We start from the raw sequence: 20,364 nt of genomic DNA, 5'->3' as shown, positions 1-20,364 counted from the left end.
ATGGACGCGACGAGCTTCGACGGCTACATCCAGAGCCAGCTCTTCGAGCGCCGCATCGTGCTCGCCCGCGGCACGATCGACGACGCCATGGCCACGAACCTGGCCGCCCAGCTGCTCACCCTCGACGCGAACGCGGACGAGCCGATCCAGCTGCACCTGTCCAGCCCCGGCGGCGACCTCGGCGCCGCGCTCACCCTCGCCGACACGATCAAGGTCCTCGCGGCCGACCTCACGGTCACGGCGGTCGGCGAGGTCAGCGGCGCGGCGATCGCCGTTCTCGCCGCCAGTCCGAGGCGAACGGGCTACCCGCACGCCCGCTTCGGCTTGAAGGAGCCCGAGAGCGGGCAGCTCACCGGCACCGCCACCGACCTCGGCACGCACGCGCAGGAGTACCTCCGCCAGCGCGGCAACCTCGTCGACCTGATCGCCGAGGCCACCGGCCGCCAGCCCGAGAGCGTGGACGAAGACCTGCGCAAGGGCCGCTTCCTGTCCGCCGAGGAGGCCGTCGGCTACGGGCTGATCCAGCGGGTCATGGTGAGAACCTGACGGGGGCTTCGAAGGCGGCCCGCCGCGCCGCCCGCCGCAGCACGGCGAGAATCGGCCGGCCGGCGAGCAGGACGAGCACCCCGTTCAGCACCGCCCGCGTCGTGTCCCACGCCAGCGACGTCGTCACGTAGAACGCGCCGTAGTGCACGACGTTCGTCCACACCGACGCACCGGGCTCGTACGCCAGCCCCGGCGCCAGGTAGGACGCGAACGGCCAGAACCACAGGTTGAGCAGCGCGCCGTACGCGAACCCGGTCACCGCTGCATACCCCGCCAGCATCCACCGCTCCGGCCACCCGGTGGCAGGCGGCAGCAGTCCGGCCATCAGCCCGACCCAGCCGAGCCCGAACATCTGGAACGGCATCCACGGCCCGACCCCGCCCATCACCAGCGAGCTGGACAGGATGATCAGCGCGCCGAGCGCGAAGCCGAAGCCCGCGCCGAAGACCCGTCCGGCCAACAGCAGCAGGAAGAACGCCGGTTCGAAGCCGATCGTCGCCGGGCTCAGCACCCGCAGAGCAGCGCCGACCGCCGCGAGAACGCCCAACAGCGCAACGCTCTTCGCGTCCATCCCGCCCTCGGTGAGCTCGGCGAGCACGACCGCGACGATGAGCGGGAGCAGGACGACGAACAGGTACGGCGCGTCGCCGGAGTGGCTGGACAACGTACTCGCCGGGTCGGCGAAGAACGGCCAGCCGAACGCCACGACACCGACCAGGGACGCGAGGACCAGCGCCGCGAGCGAGCGCTTGCGCAGGGCGAGGACGTTCACGACGCCTCGTCGAGAGCGGCGACGACGTCCCGGACGGTGAGCCAGGGGAGTGGTCGCAGGATCTTCGAGACCTGCGGAGCGAACGCCGGCGAGGCCGCGAGGACCGACGCGGCAGGTCCGTCGGCGACGACCTCGCCGTCGGCGAGCACCACGACGCGGGTCGCGAGCTCGGCGACCAGCTCGACGTCGTGGGTCGCGAACACCACGGCGTGCCCGTCACCGGCGAGCGCGCGCAGTTGCGCCGCGAGGCGTGCCTTCGCGAGGTAGTCGAGCCCGCGGGTCGGCTCGTCGAGCAGCAGCAACGGCGGCGCGGCGGTGAGCACGATCGCCAACGCCAGCGCGAGCCGCTGGCCCTCGGACAGGTCGCGCGGATGCCGGTCGAGCGGCACCTCGGGCGCGAGGTCGGCGAGCAGAGCGGCGCACGTTCCGCGCGGCGAGCCGTGGTCGGCGTCGGCCTGGGCGCACTCGCCGCCGACGGTCTCCGCGTACAGCAGGTCGCCTGGCTCCTGCGGCACCAGCCCGACCGCCTTCGCGATCTGACCCGGCTTGGAGTCAGCAGGATCCATCCCGCTGACGGCGATCTGGCCGGCGGCGGGTTTCACCAAGCCCACAAGGGACTTGAGCAACGTCGACTTGCCGGCTCCGTTGCGGCCCATCAGCGCGACGGTCTCGCCAGCGCCGACCGAGAGCGTGAGGTCCTGCAGCGCGGCGCGGCCGCGCCGGCCGTACCGGACGAGCAGCCCCTCGACCGACGCGAGCGGCCGGCTCGAGGCGACCGAACGAGCCGGCGGCTCGTGCCCCTCGAGCCGAGCGCGCAGAGGCCCGGCGAGCCGGCGCGCGTCGCGGATCGACATCGGCAACGGCGACCAACCCGCGAGCCGGCCCAGCTCGACCACCGGCGGCGCGATCGGCGAGGTCGCCATGATCTCCGCCGGCGTGCCGACCGAGAGCGCGGCGCCGTGGCCGGGGACGAGCACGACGCGGTCGGCGTACTGCACGACGCGTTCCAGCCGGTGCTCGGCGAGGACGACGGTCACGCCGAGGTCGTGCACGAGCCGCTGCAGCGCGCCGAGCACCTCCTCGGCCGCCTGCGGGTCGAGCGCGGAGGTGGGTTCGTCGAGGACGAGGATGCGCGGGTCGCTGGTGAGCACGGCGCCGATCGCGACCCGCTGCTGCTGGCCGCCGGACAGCGTGCCGATCGTGCGCGAGCGGACGTCGGCGAGGCCGAGCAGGTCGAGCGTCTCCTCCACCCGCGTTCGCATGACGTCCGGCGGGACGCCCAGCGACTCCATGCCGTACGCGAGCTCGTCCTCGACCACGTCGGTGACGAAGCCGCTCAGCGGGTCCTGCCCGACGACACCGACGACGTCGGCCAGGTCGCGCGGCCGGTGCTCGCGGGTGTCGCGGCCGTCGACGAGTACTCGGCCGGTCAGCGTGCCGCCGGTGAAGTGGGGGACGAGCCCGTTGATCGCGCGCAGCAGCGTCGTCTTGCCGGTGCCCGTCTCGCCGACGACGAGGCAGAGCTCACCCTCGGGGATCTCCAGGTCGACGTCGCGCAGGATCGGCTGGTCCTGGCCGGGGTAGCGGATGCTGACGTTCTCGAACCGGATCATGGCGCCGGCTCCTTCAACGGTGGTGCGAGGAACGCCGGAAGCACGCCGACCAGCGTGCCGACCACGACGACGAGCGGCAGCTCGGGCATCGCGAGCGGAACGGTCGCCGGCATCAGCCCCTGCTCGCCGGCGATCGCGGCCCACACGAATGCGGCCGCCACGACCGTGCCGGAGCCCGCGACCAGCCACTCGGGCAGCGCCCACGGGTCGGGGCGGTAGCGCGAACGGACGACGCGGCGACCGCCGAGCACGAGACCGGCCGCTGCGGCGAGCGCGCCGACGGCGAGCAGCGGAAGTCCAAGCAGGGCTGGGGATCCGGCGTTCAGCAGGCCGTACGTACCGGCGCAGATGCCGAGCATGCCGACGAGCACGAGCGCGCTGGTGATCCGCCTCGTGTGCCGCGGGACCGTGCCGGTGCGCCCGTATCCGCGGGAGTCCATGGCGGCGGCGAGCGCGATGGAGCGTTCGAGGGCGTTCTCCAGCACGGGGACCGCGGTCGAGGCGATCGAGCGCACGCCGCCTTCGGGCTTGCCGCGCAGCCGCCTTGCCGCGCGGGTGCGAGCCGCGTCGGTGACGAGCTGCGGGGCGAACGTCATCGCGACCACCACCGCGACACCCAGCTCGTACAGCGCGCCGGGCATGGTCTGAAGGAGGCGCTTGGGGTTGGCGAGCGCGTTCGCGGCGCCGATGCAGGCGAGGATCGCGGCCAGCCGCAAGCCGTCGTTGACAGCGGCGACCAGAGCCTCGAGCGTGACCGGTCCGCCGATCCGGATGCCCTGCAGCCAGTCGGGCATCGGGACCTCGGGCAGCGTGAGGAGCACCGTTCGGCCGGAGATGCCGGCGCCGAACACGAACTGGAACAGCACGCGGATCCCGATCACGACCAGGCCCAGCTTGAGGAACGCGACGTACGACCGTGCCCAGGGCGCGTCGCTCCGGCGGTTCGCGACGACGAAGCCGGCGACGGCCAGCAGCAAGATGAGCAGGATCGGGTTCGTCGTACGGCTCGCGCCGGTGGCGAGGCCGAGCGCCCACAGCCACCACGCCCCGGGATGCAGGTTCCGGGGCAGGGTGGGGTTGTGGGCGGCGCGCACGGTCCTAGCTGGCGCCGCTGCCCGAACCGCGGCGGCGGGCGATGACGAACCCGGCGACGCCGAGCAGGACGGCGAGCACGATGACGATCCAGACGACCGGCGACGTGCCGCCGCCGTCGTTGGAGCTCTCGTTCGCCTGCGGTTCGGGTCTGGCGGGCGCGGACTCGGCGGCACTCGCCTCGGCGGTCGGCGTCGGGCTCTCGGCCTCGGGCAGGACGAGCTGGACGGCCGGCTCGGGCGACGGGACCTTGGGATCGGCGTCGACCTGGTCGCCGCAGCCGGACGCGGGGAAGGTGTCGACCGCGCAGACCAGGCCCTTCTCCTCCCGTACGGTCGCGACCTCGGCGAGGACCTGGGCGGACGTCGCCTTCGCGTCGACGACCGCGCAGTCGCCGCGGGCGTCGGGTGGGGTGGTGCCCGTGGGCGCCTCTTCGGCGAGGCCGAAGTCCATCACCACGGCGACGCGCTTCTTGCCGGGCTCGGCGGGGGTGGTGGCGCAGATCTGGTCGAAGTCGCCGTTCGCGCGGGGGAGCCGCGGCGGCGTGGTCTCGCCGCTGACCGCGAGCCGCCAGCCCTCGACGGCGCCGTCGGGCGGCGTGACCTGGGCGGCGCCCTTGGTGGCGAACGCCCAGGCGCCGTTCGTCCACTGGTAGAAGCCCCAGAAGCGGTACGCGGCGGCGTCGGCCGCGGTGGCCGTACCGGCGAACGTGGCGATGACGATGAGCAGAACGGCCGCGCCGGATCGGATGCTGCGACGCATCGAGTCCTCCAAGCTGCGGTCTTTCGGCGGCGAGTTTCCGCGCAGGAGAACCCGTGCTCCGCCCGCAGACCTCGACGGGGTTGTGGAGCCGTTTCGCCTGGCCCAGGTGCTCCGGCTCGCCGCTCTCCTCGTGTCGAGCGGCCTACGGTTGCGGGTCAGCGCCGGACTTCGACCGGCTTCCCCCAGGACGGGCGTCGTGCAGAACGGACGCTGCCATGCCGGTTCCGGACCGTCAACTTCGGGTTCCCGTCGCGATCCGGATCGTCGAGGAAGCATTCCCACACGGCGGTCATGCCGCTGACAGGTGTTCGGACGCGCCATCACCGCGAAACTGAGCGATCCGGACTCGCGACCATGGGCAATAGCGACGATAGGCTCCCGGACCATGGCATGGACCTGGACGTACGAGGACGCCGCCGGCAACGCGGTCGAGTCCGAGGAGTTGACTCGACCGGAGTTCCCGTCGCAGAGCGACGCGGAGAGCTGGGTCGGGGAGACCTGGCGGGAGTTGCTGGACGCCGGGGTGGAACAGGTCCGGCTGTTCGATGCCGAGCGCGAGGTCTACGGGCCGATGAGCCTGCGCCCGGCGGAGTGACTCGTACGAGCAGGTCGTGTCTGGCAAAGAGTGCCGGCTTCCCGCGCCGTGGTCGACTTACCCGGCCAGTGGCCCCTCTACCTGGCGTCCACCCCACGTAAAGCGGCCAATGATCATGTAAACATGATCATTGGCCCCGGGTCGGACCGGTCGAAACCCACCGCCGGACGAAGGTGCTGGGCGTTCGGGCTAGACCTTGTCGCCCGGCTTGACCTGCGGCTTGGGGAGCCGCAGCCGGCGGATCTGGGTGCTGCGCATGATCGCGTACGCCATCACGCCGCGGTGGCTATCGTCCGCGAAGCGCGTCTTCAGCTCCTTGCGGAACCGGAAGCCCAGGAAGATCAGGTCGATCGGCACGATGATGATCGCCGCCAGCCACAGGAACAGCGAGATCTCGCGGACCAGCGGCACCGTCGGCGGGAACATCATCAGCACGAGGATGACCAGGAAGAACGGGAGCAGGAACTCCGCCAGCGTGCGCCGCGCGTCGACGTAGTCGCGGGCGAACCGGCGGACCGGGCCCTTGTCCCGCGCTGGCAGATACCGTTCGTCGCCGGTCTGCATCGCCTGCTGCACCTTGGCGCGTTCCACCCGCGACTTGTCCCGCTGCTGCTTGAGCGCCTCGCGCCGGTCCTTCGGCGCGGTCACCCGCGCCTTGCGGGCCGCCTCCGCCTCGCGGCGTTTGGGCGTAGGACGACCCTTGCCGTCGAGCCTTTCGTCGGGAGCGACGGGCTCGGTGGGCGCGGCTTCGGTGGCGGTGCGGCGTCGGAACACAAGCTCAGGGTAATGCGATGGCAGGTCGGGGTCGCCCTCGGTCCGTCCGCGGAATAGGGTTGACACTGCCAATTGCCAGATAGGACCAGATCAAGTCCGGAGCCGACCCCGGCCCGGGACGATACGACCGGCCTGGACACCGAAGGGGGCGGCCGACCTCGATGGGTATTCTCAACCGCTTCGCGATGATCTTCCGCGCGAAAGCCAACAAGGCACTCGACGCTGCCGAAGACCCCCGCGAGACACTCGACTACTCGTACCAAAAGCAGCTCGAAATGCTGCAGAAGGTACGTCGTGGCGTTGCTGACGTCGCGACGAGCCGCAAGCGGCTCGAGCTCCAGATGAACCAGCTGAACGGCCAGTCCTCGAAGCTCAAGGACCAGGCGCAGAAGGCCCTCGGCCTCGGCCGGGAGGACCTCGCGCGCGAGGCGCTCACCCGGCGTTCCGGGCTCGAGCAGCAGGTGACCGACCTCTCCACGCAGCACGCCACGCTGCAGGGCGAGGAGGAGAAGCTGACTCTTGCCGCGCAGCGGTTGCAGGCCAAGGTGGAGGCCTTCCGTACCAAGAAGGAGACCATCAAGGCCACGTACACCGCGGCCGAGGCGCAGACGCGCGTCGGCGAGGCCTTCACCGGCATCTCCGAGGAGATGAGCGACGTCGGTCTCGCGGTGCAGCGCGCCGAGGACAAGACCGCGGAGCTGCAGGCCCGTTCGTCCGCGATCGACGAGCTGCTCGCTTCGGGCGCGCTCGACGACGTGACCGGCACGGGCAAGGACGACATCTCGCTCGAACTGGACCGGATGGCGTCCGGCTCCGACGTGGAGACCGAGCTTGCCGCCATGAAGGCCCAGCTGGGTGGCGGCTCGACCGAGGCTCCGCGGCAGCTCGAGGGTCAGGGCACGCCCGACCAGGCGGCGCCGCCCGCGGCGCCGGCGGCGAGTGAGCAGCCGACCCAGCCGATCGCGCAGGACCAGCCACAGCGGCAAGGGGAGGGAACGTGATCGTCCGGATTCTCGGGGAGGGGCAGCTCAAGATCGCTGCGGACCACATCGACGGGCTGAACGAGTTGGACAGCGCGCTCGAGGCAGCGGTCAGCTCCGGCGACGAGGCGGCGTTCCGCGTCGCGTTGTCGGCGCTGCTGGAGAAGGTTCGGGCTGTCGGCGAGAAGTTGGCGGACGACTCCCTGGAGGACTCCGACCTGTTCCTTCCCCCTGAGGACGCGACGATCGAAGAGGTCAAGGAGCTGCTTGGCGAGGAAGGCCTGATTCCCGGCTAGAACGCCAAGAATCAGCCAAGAAGTGCACGCGCGGCGCGGGCTCGGGGAACACCCCGGGCCCGTGCTGCGTCTTCACCTCGGTAGTACTTCTGAGGAGCGGTGAAGCAATGGCGAGTACGCGGTTCGCACCGGATCGTGGGTTGACCTCCCGAATGGTCATCGTGATGTTCCTGCTGGGCCTGCTGTACGTCTCGGCGATCGTCGGTCTGATCGTCGCGGGCGTGAACGCGGCTCTGGTGCTGGTCATCGCGGGTGGATTCCTGTTCGCGCAGTGGTTCTTCTCCGACAAGCTCGCGCTGATGGCGATGCGCGCTCGCGAGGTGACGGCGGAGGAGGCGCCCGAGCTGCACGCGATCGTCGACCGGCTGTGTGCGTTGGCGGACATGCCGAAGCCGAGGATCGCGTACGCCGACTCGGACATGCCGAACGCGTTCGCGACCGGCCGGAGCCCGAAGAAGGCCGTGATCTGCGTCACGCGCGGGATCATGCAGAGGCTGGAGACGCCCGAGCTCGAAGGCGTGCTCGCGCACGAGCTGTCGCACGTCGCGCACCGTGACGTCGCGGTGATGACGGTCGCGTCGTTCCTCGGCGTGCTGGCCGGGCTCGTCGCCCGGTGGGGCCTGTACTTCCGTGGCGGCAACAACAACAACGCGGCGATCGTGTTCGTGGTCGTGTGGCTCGCGTCGATCGCGGTGTACGTGATCTCGTTCCTGCTCACCCGGGCGCTGTCCCGCTACCGCGAGTTCGCCGCCGACCGCGCCGGCGCTTACCTGACCGGCCAACCGTCCGCCCTGGCGTCGGCGCTGACCAAGATCTCCGGCGACATGGCCCAGATCCCGACGAAAGATCTGCGCCGCGCGCAGCCGGCCCAGGCGTTCTTCTTCGCCCCGGCCGCGGTAGGCAAGTCGCTCGGTAACCTGCTGTCGACCCACCCGACCACCGAAGCGCGGATCGCCCGCCTCGCGGAGATCTCCGCCCAGCTCGGCCGCCCGACGTAGGTGCCGACACCCGATCGCCGATCAGGCTGCGGCCGTGATCGCCTGACGCGGATCTGAGAGGGTGGGGGCGTGGTCAAGTTCTTCGATGCCCTGTTCGGGCGGAGCAAGCCGGTCAAGGCCAACCTCGACCAGCTGTTCGGGCTGCCGCAGGCGGCGCTGACGCTGGAGGTCGCGACGACGTTCCGCCCGACGGGGATCGGCTCGGTCTGCTATCGGGCGGCGGAGGGTGGAGCGTTCGCCACCACGCAGTCCGACATCCAGCAGCTGCTCGACATGAGTGCGCCCGGGCCGACGACGAGCACCGCGCCGAAGGTGGAGCGCAAGGAGGACGAATACGGGTTCACCTGGCTCGTCGTCAACCACGACCCGTCCGACTCCGCCGGCCTCGTCACCGACCTGCACGCGGTCAACACCTCGCTGGAGGGCGCCGGCTTCGGGCCCGCGCTGCTCTGCTCGCTGCTGCACTTCGCCGACGACCAGGGCCGCAAGCTCGCGCTCGTCTACCTCTACAAGCGCGGCTCGTTCTACCCGTTCGCCCCGCAGGCCGGGGAACGACGCGACAACGCGCTGGAGCTGCAGATCCGCGGCCTGATCGCCAACGACCTCCGCGTCGAGGACGACCTCAGCCGCTGGTTCCCGGTGTGGGGCGCGCCCGGTCTCTAGAGAAAGGCCGGCGAGGGGATGTACGGCTCCGGCGGCCGCATGTGCCGCAACGCCAGGTAGCCCTCCGTACGCACCGACAGCCCCGCGGCCAGCACCACGTCCACCGCCCACTCCTGCGCCGCCGTGAGGTGGTTCACGTGGACGGTCGCGCCCGGCGGTGACAGGGCCAGCGCCGACCAGAGCAGCCGCTGCGCGACCTTCTTCGTCGACGCCGCGAGCTGGATCGGCGAGCCGTCCTTGTCGACGTAGCAGTACCCGCTGCCGGTGAGCGTGTCGCAGACCAGCAGCTGGTAACGCTCGCTCAGGAAGTCGTGATCGGGCCCGTGCGCCGCCCCGCGCGTGCGCCGGTCGGAGGAGTCGCACAGGTCGCGGTCGCCGATGCCGCCGAGCCGTACGCCGTCCACGACGGGCAGCACCTCACGCCGTACGACGCCTGACGACCGCATCGTGGGGTGCAGCGTGAACCCGGCCAACCGATACCGCCGCGCCGCCCGCGGGTCCTCGGTGGACACGATGATCCCGCGCAGACAGCCGCGCGAGTACTCCAGCAGCGGCTCCATCAGCGCCGCCCCCGCGCCGGTGCCCTGGCGGTCCGGGCGGACGAAGTACGCCGACAGTCCCCACAGCTTGTCCCGTACGAGCGCGAGCCCCACGCCGAAGACGTCCCCGTCCTCCGCCACCCACGCCCCGCCGGGGTCGGTGCCGAGCAGGTGCAGGATCTGGGCACTCCACCGTTCCGGCCACCCCGCCGGCGGCGCCGCGTCCGGGTCCGGCGGCGCCGTCCCCGCGGCGATCGCTATCCGCGCACGGACGACCGACATGGACCGGTAGACCACGTCGAGCACATCGGGCAGGTCGGACTCGCGCAGCGGGCGGATCAGCACTCCTCCAACCTATGCCGTGGCGAGACCTGCCGCCCTTGCCGATCGCGCCGGCCGACTACTGACCAATTCGCCGCGTCCGACAGGATGCACGTGTGCGCGTGCTGATCGCTCCCGACAAGTTCGCCGGCACGCTGTCCGCCGTGGAGGCCGCCGAGGCCATCGCGGCTGGGTGGCGGCAGCAGGCTCCCGACGACGAGGTCGTACGGGTCCCGATGTCCGACGGCGGCCCCGGCTTCGTCGACGTCCTCCAGGCCGCGCTCGGCGGCGAGCTCGCCGCGCTCACGGTCACCGGTCCGCTCGGCGAGTCGACGCCGGCGACGCTGCTGCTGGTCGGCGACACGGCGTACGTCGAGTCCTCCCAGGCCTGCGGCCTCGACCTCATCGAAGCCCCGAACCGCGAGCCGGAGCGCGCCAGTACGTACGGCGTCGGCGAGCTGATCGTCGCCGCCGTCGAAGCCGGGGCGAAGCGGATCGTGATCGGCCTCGGCGGCAGCGGAACGAACGACGCCGGCGCCGGCATGCTCGCCGCCCTGGGCGCCACCGCCGAGCCCCAAGGCGTCCTCCAGCAAGGCGGATCCGCGCTCCAGCAGCTGACCAGCATCGACGTCACGCCCGCCCGCGAGCGGCTGGAAGGCATCGAATTGCTCGCCGCCTCCGACGTCGACAACCCCCTCCTCGGCCTCCGCGGCGCCACGAACATCTTCGGCCCGCAGAAGGGCGTCGAGGCCGAACGGATCCCGCCGCTCGACGCCGCCCTGGAGAACCTCGCCACCCTGGTCGACCGGCAGCTCGCCGACTCCAAGGGAGCCGGCGCCGCGGGCGGTCTCGGGTACGCGCTCATGCTCGTCGGCGCGAGCCGCGTTCCCGGCATCGAGACGATCATCGACGCGGTCAAGCTCGCCGAGCACGCGAAGACCGTCGACCTGGTCCTCACCGGCGAGGGCGGCTTCGACTACCAGTCCGCGAGCGGCAAGGTCGTCTCCGGCGTGGCCAAGGTCGCGGGCGACGCCATCCGCCCCTGTGTGGTCCTCGCCGGCCAGGTCCTCGTCGGCGCCCGCGAGATGCGCGTGATGGGCGTCCAGTCCGCGTACTCCCTGGTCGACGCGGTCGGCAAGGAGGCCGCTATGGGACAGCCGGCCGAGAGCCTGGCCGCCCTGGCGGCACGCGTGGCGCGCACGTGGTCCCGCAGTATTTGATTGTCGCGGCTCCGGCTCGCTCAGTTTCGCGGGTTTGTGCCACCGGCCGCCTGTCAGCGGCATGACCGACGCGCGGGCATGCTTCTTCGACGAGCCGGACCGCGAGTGGCACCTCTGTGCAACCATGGAGACAGCGAACGACGCCGGAATGCCCGGGCAGCGCACCGCGTTGGCCAGAGTTGACCGGCAAGACATAGCCAGCGACCAGGGAGTATGCGGATGACCGTTCAGGACACGCCCCAGGAGACGACGCAGGTCGACGGGGTCGTCCTCACCGAAACCGCCGCCGAGAAGGTGAAGAGCCTGCTCGACCAGGAGGGTCGCGACGACCTCAGGCTTCGGCTCGCGGTGCAGCCGGGCGGTTGCTCGGGTCTGCGCTACCAGCTGTTCTTCGACGAGCGCAGCCTCGACGGCGACGAGGTCCGCGACTTCGGCGGCGTCGGCGTGGTGGTCGACCGGATGAGCACCCCGTACCTGCAGGGCGCGGTGATCGACTTCGTCGACACGATCGAGAAGCAGGGCTTCACGATCGACAACCCGAACGCCACCGGCTCCTGCGCCTGCGGCGACAGCTTCCACTAGTCGCACGGTCGCGCTGGCGCGCTCCGAGTCGGGTGCTTCGAACGTCTGCTTGGTGCAACCGCCGCGGCACCCGACTAGGCCCCAAGCGTCCGAACGGGCCGGCACCCCACGTGGGTGCCGGCCCGTTCGTGCGTCATCGAGCGCCGAGGAAGATCGGGTTGGTCAGCGCCGCCATCGGCTCCAGCCCGGGGATCGGTACGGGGACCGCGTGCCGCACCTCGAGCCGTACGTACGCCGAAGCCCGAGGCGTGGTGGCGAAGCCCGTCGACGCGTTCTCCGGCAGCTGCCGCTCGAGCAGCGTCCCCTTGTCGTTGTACAGCCGCAGCAGCGCGTCGGGCACGCCGCGCACCGCCACCATGATGGCCACGCGCTGGTCCGGATCCACGATCAGCCGGTCGCCGACCCCGACCGTCTGATCGAGCGTCGTCGCCTTGAACTCCACCTCGACCGACGACGACTCGGCGACGTATGAACGACCCGCCCGCAGACCGGCGAGGATCGCCGGCCGCGACAGCTCCTCGGCGTACACCACGGTCTGGGCCAGCCCAGGCGCTTCGGATTGCTCGTGCGAGTCGCTGTTGCCCACCGCCGGCACCCACCGTTCGCTGGCCAGCAGCTGGTTGTCCCACGCCCGGACGGCGATCTCGTTGTGCGGACCCCAGGCGCCGTTCCACACCTCGATCGCGTCGACCTCGTCGTACCCGAACCGCCAGAGCCCGCCGACGATGTCCGCGAACGGGTGGTTCGCGACCGCGATTCCGCCGAGTGAACGGAGCTTCGCGACCTGCTCGGCGAGCGCCCCGCGATCGGCAGCGCGGAACCGCCAGTCGATCCACTCGCCGGCCGGCAGGCCCATCGCCAACCAGTGCCCGGTCCGCGTCGTGACCTCCTCGCCGTCGATGATCAGCAGGTCGTCGGTCGCGTGACGGCCCCACTGCAGCGAGGCGGAGTACGTGTTGTGCTCGCTCGACCCGATGAAGTCGAGCCCAGCGGCCCGCGCCGCCGCCACCAGCTCCGCGGGCGTCCACTGGCCGTCGGAGTAGACGGTGTGCAGGTGCAGGTCGCCGCGGTACCACCCGGCGCCGCGTCCAGGCACGGCGTACGGCGCGTACGACGGCTCGAAGACCGCAGCGTCCGAGCCGGCCTCCAGCGAGATCGTGACCTCGAAGCTCAGCCCCTCCGGCGCGATCGTGTACGGGCCGAGCACCAGCCGCCACACGCCCGCCCCTACCGGCCCCGGGATGTACCCGGGCGTGGCCTCCGAGGCGCTGATCGTGAACGAGTCCCGCGCCCCGCCCGACCAGCCGCGGAGCCCGGCCGCGTCGAACACGCCGATGTCCAACGCGTTCCCCTGGAACCCCGCCGGCACCTCGGGCCGGTCGTAGGAGTACCGGACGGAGATCGACCGCGCGCCTTCCGGCACGACGAGGGGCAGGTAGACCCAGTCCGCCTCGCCCCACGTGAAGACGCCCGAGACGACGCGGGTCTCCCCGAGCGCCAGCGTGACGGCTGCGAGCTCGGTCATGAGCGGAACACGACCGGTGTGAGGTCCGGGTCGTCGAACGAGTCGAGCGGATGGATCGGCCGTTCGACCGCGCCGTACGAGATCCGCGCCAGGTCCTGGTCCACTCCGCCGGGTGTCAGCGCGAGCACCCAGCCCTTCGCCGCCGCGAACAGGTCGGGCTGCAGGTAACCGATCTTCACCGCCGTGAGGTCGTGCGCGGCCGGGTCGAGGCCGAGCGCCAGCAGGTCCTTGACGTAGTGGTACGGCTTCCGCCGCGTGGTGAGGATCGCGTACACGCCGCCGGAACGGACGACCGCGATGTCGCCGCCGACCGGGTCGTCGCGCAGGACGAACGTCACCTCGCCGGTCAGCTGCACGGGCGTTCCGCCGCCGAACACACCGCCGACCCGCACCGAGATGTCGCTGCCCGCACCTGCCGCGACGCACGCGCGGACGGCGTCCGGGTCGATGCAGGACGCCCAGATCGCGGTCCGTTCGCCGGAGGCGAGCGCCGGTGTGGCGAGGAGTTCGCCCAGCAGGTAAGCCATGTCGCCCGATCCGCCGGCGGTCGGGTTGTCGCCGGAGTCACTGACGAAGAACGGCCGCGCGTCCGACGCGAACGCCTCGGCGATCGCCCAGTCTGCCTGCCCGGCCGGCGCGCAGAACTCGAACTCGTCCCGGACGTCCCACCACCGCCGCGCGAGCGCCTCGGCCTCGGCCGACACCGCGGCCTCGTCCGTTCCGCTCACCACCACAGTGGCGGCCGAGCGCGGCTCGTCCGCCCAGGCGTATCCGACCCAGATCGCGGCGTCGATGATGCCGGGGAGCTGCTCGACCCGCTCGAGGTCGGCGTAGATCGACTGCGCCGGCTCGACCCGCGTGCTGGTCTTCTCGCCGGGGAGCAGGACGGGAACGCGGACCCACGCGCGGAGTGGGCGGGTCCCGTTCACCAGACAGGTCGCGAGGTTGCGGACGGCGCGCTCGCGGGTCTCGACGTAGTCGATGTGCGGCGCGGTCCGGAACGCGGTCAGCAGGTCGAGCTGCCCGGCGAGGTCGGCCGACACCTGCCCGTGCAGGTCGAACGACGCCGACAGCAGGCAGTCCGGACCGACGATCTCCCGGATCTTGGCGGCGAGTCCGGCCTCGGCGTCGCGGCGGCCGTCGACCGCCATCGCGCCGTGGATGTCGAAGTGGAAGCCGTGCAGCGGGCCGTCCGCGACCGCGCCGCGGACCAGCTCGAGCAGCTCGGCCTCGATCGCGTCGTACGCCTCCGGCCGCACCTGTCCGCCGGGCATCGCGCTCGCCTGCAGCAGCGGCACGAACTCCACGTCGGGGAGCTCGGGCAGCCGCCAGTCGGTGAGGTACGAGTAGCGGTCGGCGAGATCGGCGCCGCGGACGATCCGGAACTCGCCGAGCGTGGTCCGGTGCGGCGCGAACGTGCTGGACTCGGTGGACATGCCGGCCATGCCGACGCGGTACTGCGACACTTTTCTGTTCTCCCTAAAGGGCATAGACGCGGCGCGCGGTGCCGCCGAAGACGGCTTCCCGTTCGGACTCCGACAGCCCGGCGGTGAGCTGCTCGGCGGCCGCGACCCAGTCGGCGTACGACGACGCGAGCAGGCACACCGGCCAGTCCGAGCCGAACATCACCCTGTCCGGTCCGAACGCCTCGAGCACGACGTCGACGTACGGCTGTAGGTCGGCGACGGTCCAGTGCGCCCAGTCGGCTTCGGTGACGAGACCGGACAGCTTGCAGGTGACGTTCGGGTAGCTGCCCAGCTCACGGATCTGCGCGGCCCACGGCTCCAGCTCGCCGCTCGCGATCAGCGGCTTCGAGCAGTGGTCGAGGACGAACGGCAGTTCCGGGAGCTCGGCGACCGTCCGCAGGGCGGCCGGCAGCTGCGGCGGCTTGGTGAGCAGCTCGTACAACATGCCGGGCTGCCACAGGGCGCGCAGACCTCGGAGTACGTCCGGGCGGTTCAACCACTCGGGATCGGGCTCGTCCTGCACCTGGTGCCGGACTCCGCGCAACCAGCGTCCGTTCGGCTCGGCGCGCAACGCCGAGAGCTGGTCGGCGAAGTCCGGCGCGGTGAGGTCGAGCCAGCCGGTGACGCCCGCGACCAAGTCGCTGCTGTCGGCGAGCGCGAGGAACGCGCGGGTCTGCTCGACCGAGCTCTGGGTCTGGACGAGCACGGTCGCGGTGACGTTCGCGGCCTTGGCGAGCGGCTCGAGGTCGTCGACGCCGAACGGGCGCCGGATCGGCGCCAGCTCCGGCGCGTCCATCCACGGCTCCGGCTCCGGCCAGACGTGGTGGTGGACGTCGACACGACCGTTGTCGTCAGCCGGCATGGCGCGCGGCTCCGGCGGCGGCGAGGTCGGACCAGAGCGCGTCGGGGATCGTGTACTCCATCATCGTGATGTTCTCGTCGAGCTCGTCGACCGAGCGCGCTCCGGTGAGGACGGTCGCGACGGCCGGGTGCGCGAGCGGGAACTGGATCGCGGCGGCCTTGAGCGGTACGCCGTGGCTCGCGCAGATCTCGCCGAGCTCCTGAGCGCGTTCGACCAACGCTGGTGGGGCCTCGGCATAGTCGTAGGTGGCGCCGGGTTTCGGATCGGCAAGCAGGCCTGAGTTGTAGACGCCACCGATGACAACGGAGGCGCCTCGCTCGAGGCAGGCGGGGAGGAGATCCTCGTTGCCTGACTGGTCGAGCAACGTGTAGCGGCCGGCGAGCAAGACGGCGTTGACATCGGTCTCGCGGACGAACCGGGTGGGGATGCGGGACTGGTTCATGCCGACGCCGATGGCCTTGACGACGCCCTGATCGCGCAACTCGTTCAGGGCGGGGTAGGCGACGGTGAGCGCCTCGTCCTCGTGGTCGTCGGGGTCGTGGATGTAGAGGATGTCGACGGAGTCGAGGCCCAGCCGTACGAGGCTCTCCTCCAGCGAGCGGTGGATCCCGTCGCGGCTGTAGTCGAACGTCGCCTCGGTCGCTTCGCGGTCCACATAGCCGTCGGCGTTCCCGGCGGGGTTGTCGACGATCAGCCGGCCGACCTTGGAGGAGAGCACGAACCTGCTCCGGTCCACGCCGGCGAGCGCGGCGCCGACCCGGCGCTCGGCGGTGCCGTGGCCGTAGAGGGGAGCGGTGTCGACGTACCCGAGGCCGGCGTCGAGCGCGGTCCGTACGACCGCGGTGGCGACGTCGTCCTCCACGTGGGTGAACAGACCACCGAGGGGAGCGGTGCCGAGACCGAGTTGAGTGACCTCGACGGCACTGCCGCCGAGCCGGCGCCGTTCCGTGGATCGTCCGCCCATCCTGGAGCCTCCTGCGTTGTTGCCGACCGACCGATTGGTCTGACCTTATCCAGCGATCTGGCGCCCGCCGATGGCGCTTACAGGGATCGGCCAAGCTCCGACTCGACCGAGAGGTCGGAGCGGACCAATACAGTGGTGCCCGTGACCAAGATCGAAGCCGTCGACGTGGTGGACCTCCGGTTTCCGACCTCGTTAGGTCTGCACGGTTCCGACGCGATGAACCCCGATCCCGACTATTCGGCCGCGTACGTGATCCTGCGCACGACCGACGGGCCGGACGGGCACGGGTTCGCGTTCACGATCGGTCGCGGGAACGAGATCCAGTGTCAGGCGATCCGCGCGCTGGTGCCGTACGTGGTGGGCCGTTCTGTCGAGGACATCTGCTCCGATCTCGGCCTGCTGTACCGGGACCTGACGCACGACTCGCAGTTCCGCTGGCTGGGGCCCGAGAAGGGCATCATGCACATGGCGATCGGCGCGGTCGTCAACGCTGTCTGGGATCTGGCGGCGAAGCGCGCGGGCAAGCCGGTCTGGAAACTGCTTTCCGACTTCACGCCGGAGCAGGTCGTGTCGCTGGTCGACTGGCGGTACCTGTCCGACGCTCTGACGTCGGACGAGGCGCTGGACCTGCTGCGCGCCGGTGAGCCAGCCAAGGCTGCTGGGGTCGCGCGGCTGGAGTCGGCCGGCATCGCCGCGTACACGACGACGCCCGGCTGGCTGGGGTACGACGACGCGACGGTCGAGCGGCTGTCGATCGAGGCGGTCCAGGAGGGCTTCACCCAGATCAAGCTCAAGGTCGGCCGCGACCTCGACGACGACCGGCGGCGGTTCGCGGTGGCACGGAAGGCCGTGGGCAACGACATCCGGATCGCGGTCGACGCCAACCAGACCTGGGACGTCGGGCAGGCGATCGCCTGGATCGACCGGCTGCGCGAGTTCGACCCGTGGTGGGTGGAGGAGCCGACCTCGCCGGACGACGTGCTGGGGCACCGGGCGATCCGCTCGGGGATCTCGCCGGTGCGGGTGGCGACGGGGGAGCACGTGCAGAACCGCGTGGTTTTCAAGCAGCTGCTGCAGGCTCAGGCGATCGACGTTCTGCAGCTGGACGCGGCGCGCGTGGGTGGGGTGAACGAGAACATCGCGATCCTCTTGCTGGCGGCGAAGTTCGGCATCCCGGTCTGCCCGCACGCTGGTGGCGTCGGGCTGTGTGAGCTCGTTCAGCACCTGGCGATGTTCGACGAGGTCGCGGTCGGTGGGCACCACCCGGACCGAGTGGTGGAGTTCGTCGACCACCTGCACGAGCACTTCGTGGATCCGGTCGTGGTGCGCGCCGGTGCTTATCGCGCGCCGTCCGCGCCGGGGTTCTCGGCGGAGATCAAGCCGGAGACGTTGGCCCGCTTCAGCTTCCCCGACGGTCCCGAGTGGTCGACGAGCTAGACCGCGGGCGCTTCGCCCGCCCTGTCCGCCACGGTGCCGAGGTGCATCGCCGGCCTTCCGGTGCCGCTGTCCATCAGCTGCTGCGGCACTTCGAGGCGGTGGGGTGTGCTCTGACTCCGCGCTTCCTCGGCCTGACCGCTGACGGCTTGGAGCGGTTGTCGTTCGTCGAGGGCTCGACGGGCTATCCGCCGTTGTCGGATTCGGTTCGTTCCGACGAGGCGTTGATCTCCGTGGCGCGGGCGATCCGGGCGGTGCACGACGCGTCGGTGGGCTTCGTGCCGTCGCCGGACGCGGTGTGGCAGTCGTACGAGATCGCTCGGCCGGCGGCGTACGACTGCATCGGGCATCACGACCTCGCGCCGTGGAACGTCGTCTTCGACGGCACGCAGGTGCGGGGGATCATCGACTGGGACACCGCGGGACCGTCCAGCCCGGGTGTGGGACCTGGCGTACGCGGCGCACCAGTTCGTGCCGTTCCACCCGACGGCCGACCTGGCGGCGTGGGGCTGGTCCGCCGAGCCCGACCGTTCCGGGCGGTTGCGGCTGTTTCTTTCGGCGTACGGGCTCGACATCGCGGCCGCATCGGTGGTCGACGCGGCCGTGGTCCGGCTCGCGTCGATGGGTGCGTTCATCGGCCGGGAGGTGGCGGCCGGCAACCCCGCGTTCGCCGTGCACGCCCGTGAGGACCACGCCGCTGGCTACCTGAAGGCCGCGGCGTGGATCGTCGGCGAGCGGGCTCGGTTGCTCTAGGGGCGCGGGGCCTGGACGTGCGGGGCGACCTCGGCGGCTGCCTCGTCGCCGTACGCCGCGGCGAAGCGGGCGAGGAAGCCGCTGGTCGAGAGCTCGTACTCCTGCGTTCCGGTGATCTCCAGCACGTACACCGCGAGCACGCAGCCGACCTGGGCCGAGCGTTCCAGCGTGAGGCCCCAGGCGATGCCGGCGAGGAAGCCCGCGCGGAAGCCGTCGCCCACGCCGGTGGGATTGGCGATGCGCTCGGCCGGCACGGCGGCGACGTGGATGGGCGGCTCGCCGAGGCGGTCGATCCGGACGCCCTTCTCCGCGAGCGTGGTCACGCGCACCTTGACCTCGCCCAGGATCTGCTCCTCGGACCAGCCGGTCTTCTGCTCGGTGAGCGCGGCCTCGTACTCGTTCGTCAGCAGGTAGTCGGCGCCCGACACCAGGGTGCGGATCAGCTCGCCGTCGGCGAACGCGAGCTGCTGCGACGGGTCGGCGGCGAACGGGATGCCGCGCTGATTGCACTCCTCGGTGTGGCGCGCCATGCCGTCCGGGTCGTGCGGGCCGATCAGCACGAGGTCGAGCCCGCCGACGCGCTGCGCGATCGGCTCGAGCTCGATGTCGCGGCCCTCGACCATCGCGCCCGTGTAGAACGTGCCGATCTGCGCCTGGGTCCGGTCGGTGGTGCTGATGAACCGGGCGGTGTGGCGTACCTCCGACACCCGGATCGAGTCGCAGTCGACGTTGTGCCGCTCGAGCCAGGAGCGATAGTCGGCGAAGTCCTCGCCGACCGCGCCGACCAGGATCGGGCGGAGGCCGAGGCAGCCCATGCCGAACGCGATGTTCGCCGCGGTGCCGCCGCGGTGGATGCGGAGGTCCTCGACGAGGAACGACAGCGAGATCTTGTCGAGCTGATCCACGACCAGGGAGTCCTTGAACCGACCGTCGAAGTTCATCAGATGGTCGGTCGCGATGGAGCCGGTCACCGCAATTCGCACGAAAAGACCCCTTTAGTCTGTCGCCTGGCAATCGAAGAGAAGGTAACGGTTCAGCGTACGGGCTGACGTTCGCGGAACCGCAAAGGGAAGGGAAGCGTCCGAGCGCCATGAGGCAGATCACATTCGCGAACCGCGCCGCCTTGTTCGGCGCCTCGCTGGCGGCTGTCGCGGTCATCGCTTCGGCCTGCGGGTCGGGTACGACCACGACCAACCCGTCCGACCCTTCCGAGTCGCCGTCGCCTTCCGCCTCGTCGACCAGTCCGGCCGCCAAGCCGATCCCCACCCAGCCGCAGACCGGCAAGCTGTCCGGCACGATCCCGATCGAGGCTGTGAAGCTGTCTCCGGACGGCAAGCAGCTGACGGTGTCGTACTACATCGGGCCGGAGGCCTGCCACGGGTCGCTGGACAAGGCCGACGTCTCGCAGAACGCGTCGGGCGTCTCGGTGCGTCTGCTCCGCAAGCCGCCGGCCAAGGCGGACGAGTCGATCGCCTGCGTCGACATGGTCGAGCTCAAGACGACCGCGGTGACGCTGGAGACCCCGCTCGGCTCCCGGCCTTTGACGGATGGCGGAACGGCCAAGCCGATCAAGGTCACGGGCTAAGCCCCGCCACCCCAAGCACGTC

The 20,364-nt window shown here is 71.1% G+C and carries 23 protein-coding genes and 1 pseudogene; 12 read left to right on the top strand and 12 right to left on the bottom strand.

What is annotated here, in order from left to right; genetic code table 11:
* The gene (locus JOD67_RS26815) at positions 1–546 is read left to right on the top strand and encodes an ATP-dependent Clp protease proteolytic subunit (RefSeq protein ID WP_205120471.1); all 546 of its coding nucleotides are present in this window, start codon (positions 1–3) and stop codon (positions 544–546) included.
* On the opposite strand, the gene JOD67_RS26810 is transcribed toward JOD67_RS26815, so the two are convergent.
* From JOD67_RS26810 to JOD67_RS26795, 4 genes are read right to left on the bottom strand one after another with little or no spacing between them, the layout of a single operon-like run.
* Positions 530–1,318: an ECF transporter S component gene (locus JOD67_RS26810; protein ID WP_205120470.1), complete on the bottom strand. Its 789-nt coding sequence runs from the start codon at positions 1,316–1,318 to the stop codon at positions 530–532. The two genes, JOD67_RS26815 and JOD67_RS26810, sit on opposite strands and share 17 nt — an antisense overlap.
* Positions 1,315–2,931, bottom strand: coding sequence for an ABC transporter ATP-binding protein (locus JOD67_RS26805; RefSeq protein ID WP_205120469.1), 1,617 nt, complete (start codon positions 2,929–2,931; stop codon positions 1,315–1,317). The genes JOD67_RS26810 and JOD67_RS26805 overlap by 4 nt, the downstream gene beginning before the upstream one ends.
* Positions 2,928–4,025, bottom strand: a complete 1,098-nt coding sequence (locus JOD67_RS26800; protein ID WP_205120468.1) for an energy-coupling factor transporter transmembrane component T — start codon at positions 4,023–4,025, stop codon at positions 2,928–2,930. The genes JOD67_RS26805 and JOD67_RS26800 overlap by 4 nt, the downstream gene beginning before the upstream one ends.
* 4 nt (positions 4,026–4,029) lie before the next feature.
* Positions 4,030–4,785 carry an SCO2322 family protein gene (locus JOD67_RS26795; RefSeq protein ID WP_205120467.1) on the bottom strand — a complete coding sequence of 252 codons (756 nt, stop codon included), beginning with the start codon at positions 4,783–4,785 and terminating at the stop codon, positions 4,030–4,032.
* A gap of 385 nt (positions 4,786–5,170) precedes the next feature.
* Between JOD67_RS26795 and JOD67_RS26790 the strand changes: the two genes are divergently transcribed.
* Positions 5,171–5,380, top strand: coding sequence for a hypothetical protein (locus JOD67_RS26790; protein ID WP_205120466.1), 210 nt, complete (start codon positions 5,171–5,173; stop codon positions 5,378–5,380).
* Positions 5,381–5,569: 189 nt separating this feature from the next.
* Here JOD67_RS26790 and JOD67_RS26785 read toward each other — a convergent pair whose 3' ends face one another.
* Entirely contained in the window at positions 5,570–6,154 is a 585-nt protein-coding gene (locus JOD67_RS26785; protein ID WP_205120465.1) for a DUF3043 domain-containing protein, read from the bottom strand.
* A 161-nt stretch (positions 6,155–6,315) separates the two neighbouring features.
* On the opposite strand from JOD67_RS26785, the gene JOD67_RS26780 reads away from it, so the two are divergent.
* From JOD67_RS26780 to pspAB, 4 genes are all read left to right on the top strand, one after another.
* The gene (locus JOD67_RS26780; protein ID WP_205120464.1) at positions 6,316–7,155 is read left to right on the top strand and encodes a PspA/IM30 family protein; all 840 of its coding nucleotides are present in this window, start codon (positions 6,316–6,318) and stop codon (positions 7,153–7,155) included.
* Complete coding sequence (gene pspAA / locus JOD67_RS26775) at positions 7,152–7,430, top strand: PspA-associated protein PspAA (protein WP_205120463.1); 279 nt, start codon at positions 7,152–7,154, stop codon at positions 7,428–7,430. The genes JOD67_RS26780 and pspAA overlap by 4 nt, the downstream gene beginning before the upstream one ends.
* A gap of 107 nt (positions 7,431–7,537) precedes the next feature.
* Entirely contained in the window at positions 7,538–8,428 is an 891-nt protein-coding gene (gene htpX, locus JOD67_RS26770) for a zinc metalloprotease HtpX (protein WP_205120462.1), read from the top strand.
* Between the two features lie 69 nt (positions 8,429–8,497).
* The gene (gene pspAB / locus JOD67_RS26765) at positions 8,498–9,091 is read left to right on the top strand and encodes a PspA-associated protein PspAB (protein ID WP_205120461.1); all 594 of its coding nucleotides are present in this window, start codon (positions 8,498–8,500) and stop codon (positions 9,089–9,091) included.
* Here pspAB and JOD67_RS26760 read toward each other — a convergent pair.
* Positions 9,088–9,975 (bottom strand): GNAT family N-acetyltransferase, encoded by an 888-nt coding sequence (locus JOD67_RS26760; protein WP_205120460.1) that lies wholly within the window; start codon positions 9,973–9,975, stop codon positions 9,088–9,090. The two genes, pspAB and JOD67_RS26760, sit on opposite strands and share 4 nt — an antisense overlap.
* A 92-nt stretch (positions 9,976–10,067) precedes the next feature.
* Here JOD67_RS26760 and JOD67_RS26755 point away from each other — a divergent pair, with 92 nt between their 5' ends.
* Entirely contained in the window at positions 10,068–11,171 is a 1,104-nt protein-coding gene (locus JOD67_RS26755; protein WP_205120459.1) for a glycerate kinase family protein, read from the top strand.
* Between the two features lie 219 nt (positions 11,172–11,390).
* A complete protein-coding gene (locus JOD67_RS26750; RefSeq protein WP_205120458.1) occupies positions 11,391–11,753 on the top strand; it encodes a HesB/IscA family protein in 363 nt (120 codons plus the stop codon).
* A 133-nt stretch (positions 11,754–11,886) separates the two neighbouring features.
* On the opposite strand, the gene JOD67_RS26745 is transcribed toward JOD67_RS26750, so the two are convergent.
* From JOD67_RS26745 to JOD67_RS26730, 4 genes are read right to left on the bottom strand one after another with little or no spacing between them, the layout of a single operon-like run.
* A complete protein-coding gene (locus JOD67_RS26745) occupies positions 11,887–13,278 on the bottom strand; it encodes a CehA/McbA family metallohydrolase (protein ID WP_205120457.1) in 1,392 nt (463 codons plus the stop codon).
* Complete coding sequence (locus JOD67_RS26740) at positions 13,275–14,744, bottom strand: M81 family metallopeptidase (protein ID WP_307782565.1); 1,470 nt, start codon at positions 14,742–14,744, stop codon at positions 13,275–13,277. The genes JOD67_RS26745 and JOD67_RS26740 overlap by 4 nt, the downstream gene beginning before the upstream one ends.
* A 13-nt stretch (positions 14,745–14,757) precedes the next feature.
* Positions 14,758–15,606, bottom strand: a complete 849-nt coding sequence (locus JOD67_RS26735; RefSeq protein WP_205120455.1) for an amidohydrolase family protein — start codon at positions 15,604–15,606, stop codon at positions 14,758–14,760.
* Positions 15,596–16,570: an aldo/keto reductase gene (locus JOD67_RS26730; RefSeq protein WP_205120454.1), complete on the bottom strand. Its 975-nt coding sequence runs from the start codon at positions 16,568–16,570 to the stop codon at positions 15,596–15,598. The genes JOD67_RS26735 and JOD67_RS26730 overlap by 11 nt, the downstream gene beginning before the upstream one ends.
* 141 nt (positions 16,571–16,711) lie before the next feature.
* Here JOD67_RS26730 and JOD67_RS26725 point away from each other — a divergent pair, with 141 nt between their 5' ends.
* Positions 16,712–18,007, top strand: a complete 1,296-nt coding sequence (locus tag JOD67_RS26725) for an enolase C-terminal domain-like protein (RefSeq protein ID WP_205120453.1) — start codon at positions 16,712–16,714, stop codon at positions 18,005–18,007.
* Between the two features lie 181 nt (positions 18,008–18,188).
* On the opposite strand, the gene JOD67_RS40450 is transcribed toward JOD67_RS26725, so the two are convergent.
* Complete coding sequence (locus JOD67_RS40450; protein WP_239554072.1) at positions 18,189–18,347, bottom strand: hypothetical protein; 159 nt, start codon at positions 18,345–18,347, stop codon at positions 18,189–18,191.
* Between JOD67_RS40450 and JOD67_RS42465 the strand changes: the two are divergent.
* Both JOD67_RS42465 and JOD67_RS40445 read left to right on the top strand, forming a co-directional pair.
* Positions 18,319–18,381: pseudogene (locus tag JOD67_RS42465) on the top strand (hypothetical protein); the annotation flags it as partial. The gene JOD67_RS40450 and the pseudogene JOD67_RS42465 sit on opposite strands and share 29 nt — an antisense overlap.
* Positions 18,382–18,442: 61 nt before the next feature.
* Positions 18,443–18,757 (top strand): hypothetical protein, encoded by a 315-nt coding sequence (locus JOD67_RS40445; protein ID WP_239554070.1) that lies wholly within the window; start codon positions 18,443–18,445, stop codon positions 18,755–18,757.
* Here the strand turns inward: JOD67_RS40445 and JOD67_RS26715 are convergent.
* The gene (locus JOD67_RS26715) at positions 18,754–19,740 is read right to left on the bottom strand and encodes a carbohydrate kinase family protein (protein WP_205120451.1); all 987 of its coding nucleotides are present in this window, start codon (positions 19,738–19,740) and stop codon (positions 18,754–18,756) included. The two genes, JOD67_RS40445 and JOD67_RS26715, sit on opposite strands and share 4 nt — an antisense overlap.
* A gap of 107 nt (positions 19,741–19,847) precedes the next feature.
* Between JOD67_RS26715 and JOD67_RS26710 the strand changes: the two genes are divergently transcribed.
* Entirely contained in the window at positions 19,848–20,342 is a 495-nt protein-coding gene (locus JOD67_RS26710) for a hypothetical protein (protein ID WP_205120450.1), read from the top strand.
* Positions 20,343–20,364 lie beyond the last annotated feature (22 nt).

It is taken from the genome of Tenggerimyces flavus, from assembly GCF_016907715.1.
Classification (GTDB): domain Bacteria; phylum Actinomycetota; class Actinomycetes; order Propionibacteriales; family Actinopolymorphaceae; genus Tenggerimyces; species Tenggerimyces flavus.
The sequence above is the reverse complement of the archived record's forward strand: the minus strand, read 5'-3'. Positions and strand labels throughout refer to the sequence as shown.

What these genes read in the sequence shown, in the direction of transcription:
- JOD67_RS26805 (WP_205120469.1), bottom strand. Translation starts at nt 2,931, where the DNA reads ATGATCCGGTTCGAGAACGTCAGCATCCGCTACCCCGGCCAGGACCAG.
- JOD67_RS26790 (WP_205120466.1), top strand. Translation starts at nt 5,171, where the DNA reads ATGGCATGGACCTGGACGTACGAGGACGCCGCCGGCAACGCGGTCGAG.
- JOD67_RS26745 (WP_205120457.1), bottom strand. Translation starts at nt 13,278, where the DNA reads ATGACCGAGCTCGCAGCCGTCACGCTGGCGCTCGGGGAGACCCGCGTC.
- JOD67_RS40450 (WP_239554072.1), bottom strand. Translation starts at nt 18,347, where the DNA reads ATGCAGTCGTACGCCGCCGGCCGAGCGATCTCGTACGACTGCCACACC.
- JOD67_RS26780 (WP_205120464.1), top strand. Translation starts at nt 6,316, where the DNA reads ATGGGTATTCTCAACCGCTTCGCGATGATCTTCCGCGCGAAAGCCAAC.
- JOD67_RS26735 (WP_205120455.1), bottom strand. Translation starts at nt 15,606, where the DNA reads ATGCCGGCTGACGACAACGGTCGTGTCGACGTCCACCACCACGTCTGG.
- JOD67_RS26710 (WP_205120450.1), top strand. Translation starts at nt 19,848, where the DNA reads ATGAGGCAGATCACATTCGCGAACCGCGCCGCCTTGTTCGGCGCCTCG.
- JOD67_RS26815 (WP_205120471.1), top strand. Translation starts at nt 1, where the DNA reads ATGGACGCGACGAGCTTCGACGGCTACATCCAGAGCCAGCTCTTCGAG.
- JOD67_RS26795 (WP_205120467.1), bottom strand. Translation starts at nt 4,785, where the DNA reads ATGCGTCGCAGCATCCGATCCGGCGCGGCCGTTCTGCTCATCGTCATC.
- JOD67_RS26750 (WP_205120458.1), top strand. Translation starts at nt 11,391, where the DNA reads ATGACCGTTCAGGACACGCCCCAGGAGACGACGCAGGTCGACGGGGTC.
- JOD67_RS26730 (WP_205120454.1), bottom strand. Translation starts at nt 16,570, where the DNA reads ATGGGCGGACGATCCACGGAACGGCGCCGGCTCGGCGGCAGTGCCGTC.
- htpX (WP_205120462.1), top strand. Translation starts at nt 7,538, where the DNA reads ATGGCGAGTACGCGGTTCGCACCGGATCGTGGGTTGACCTCCCGAATG.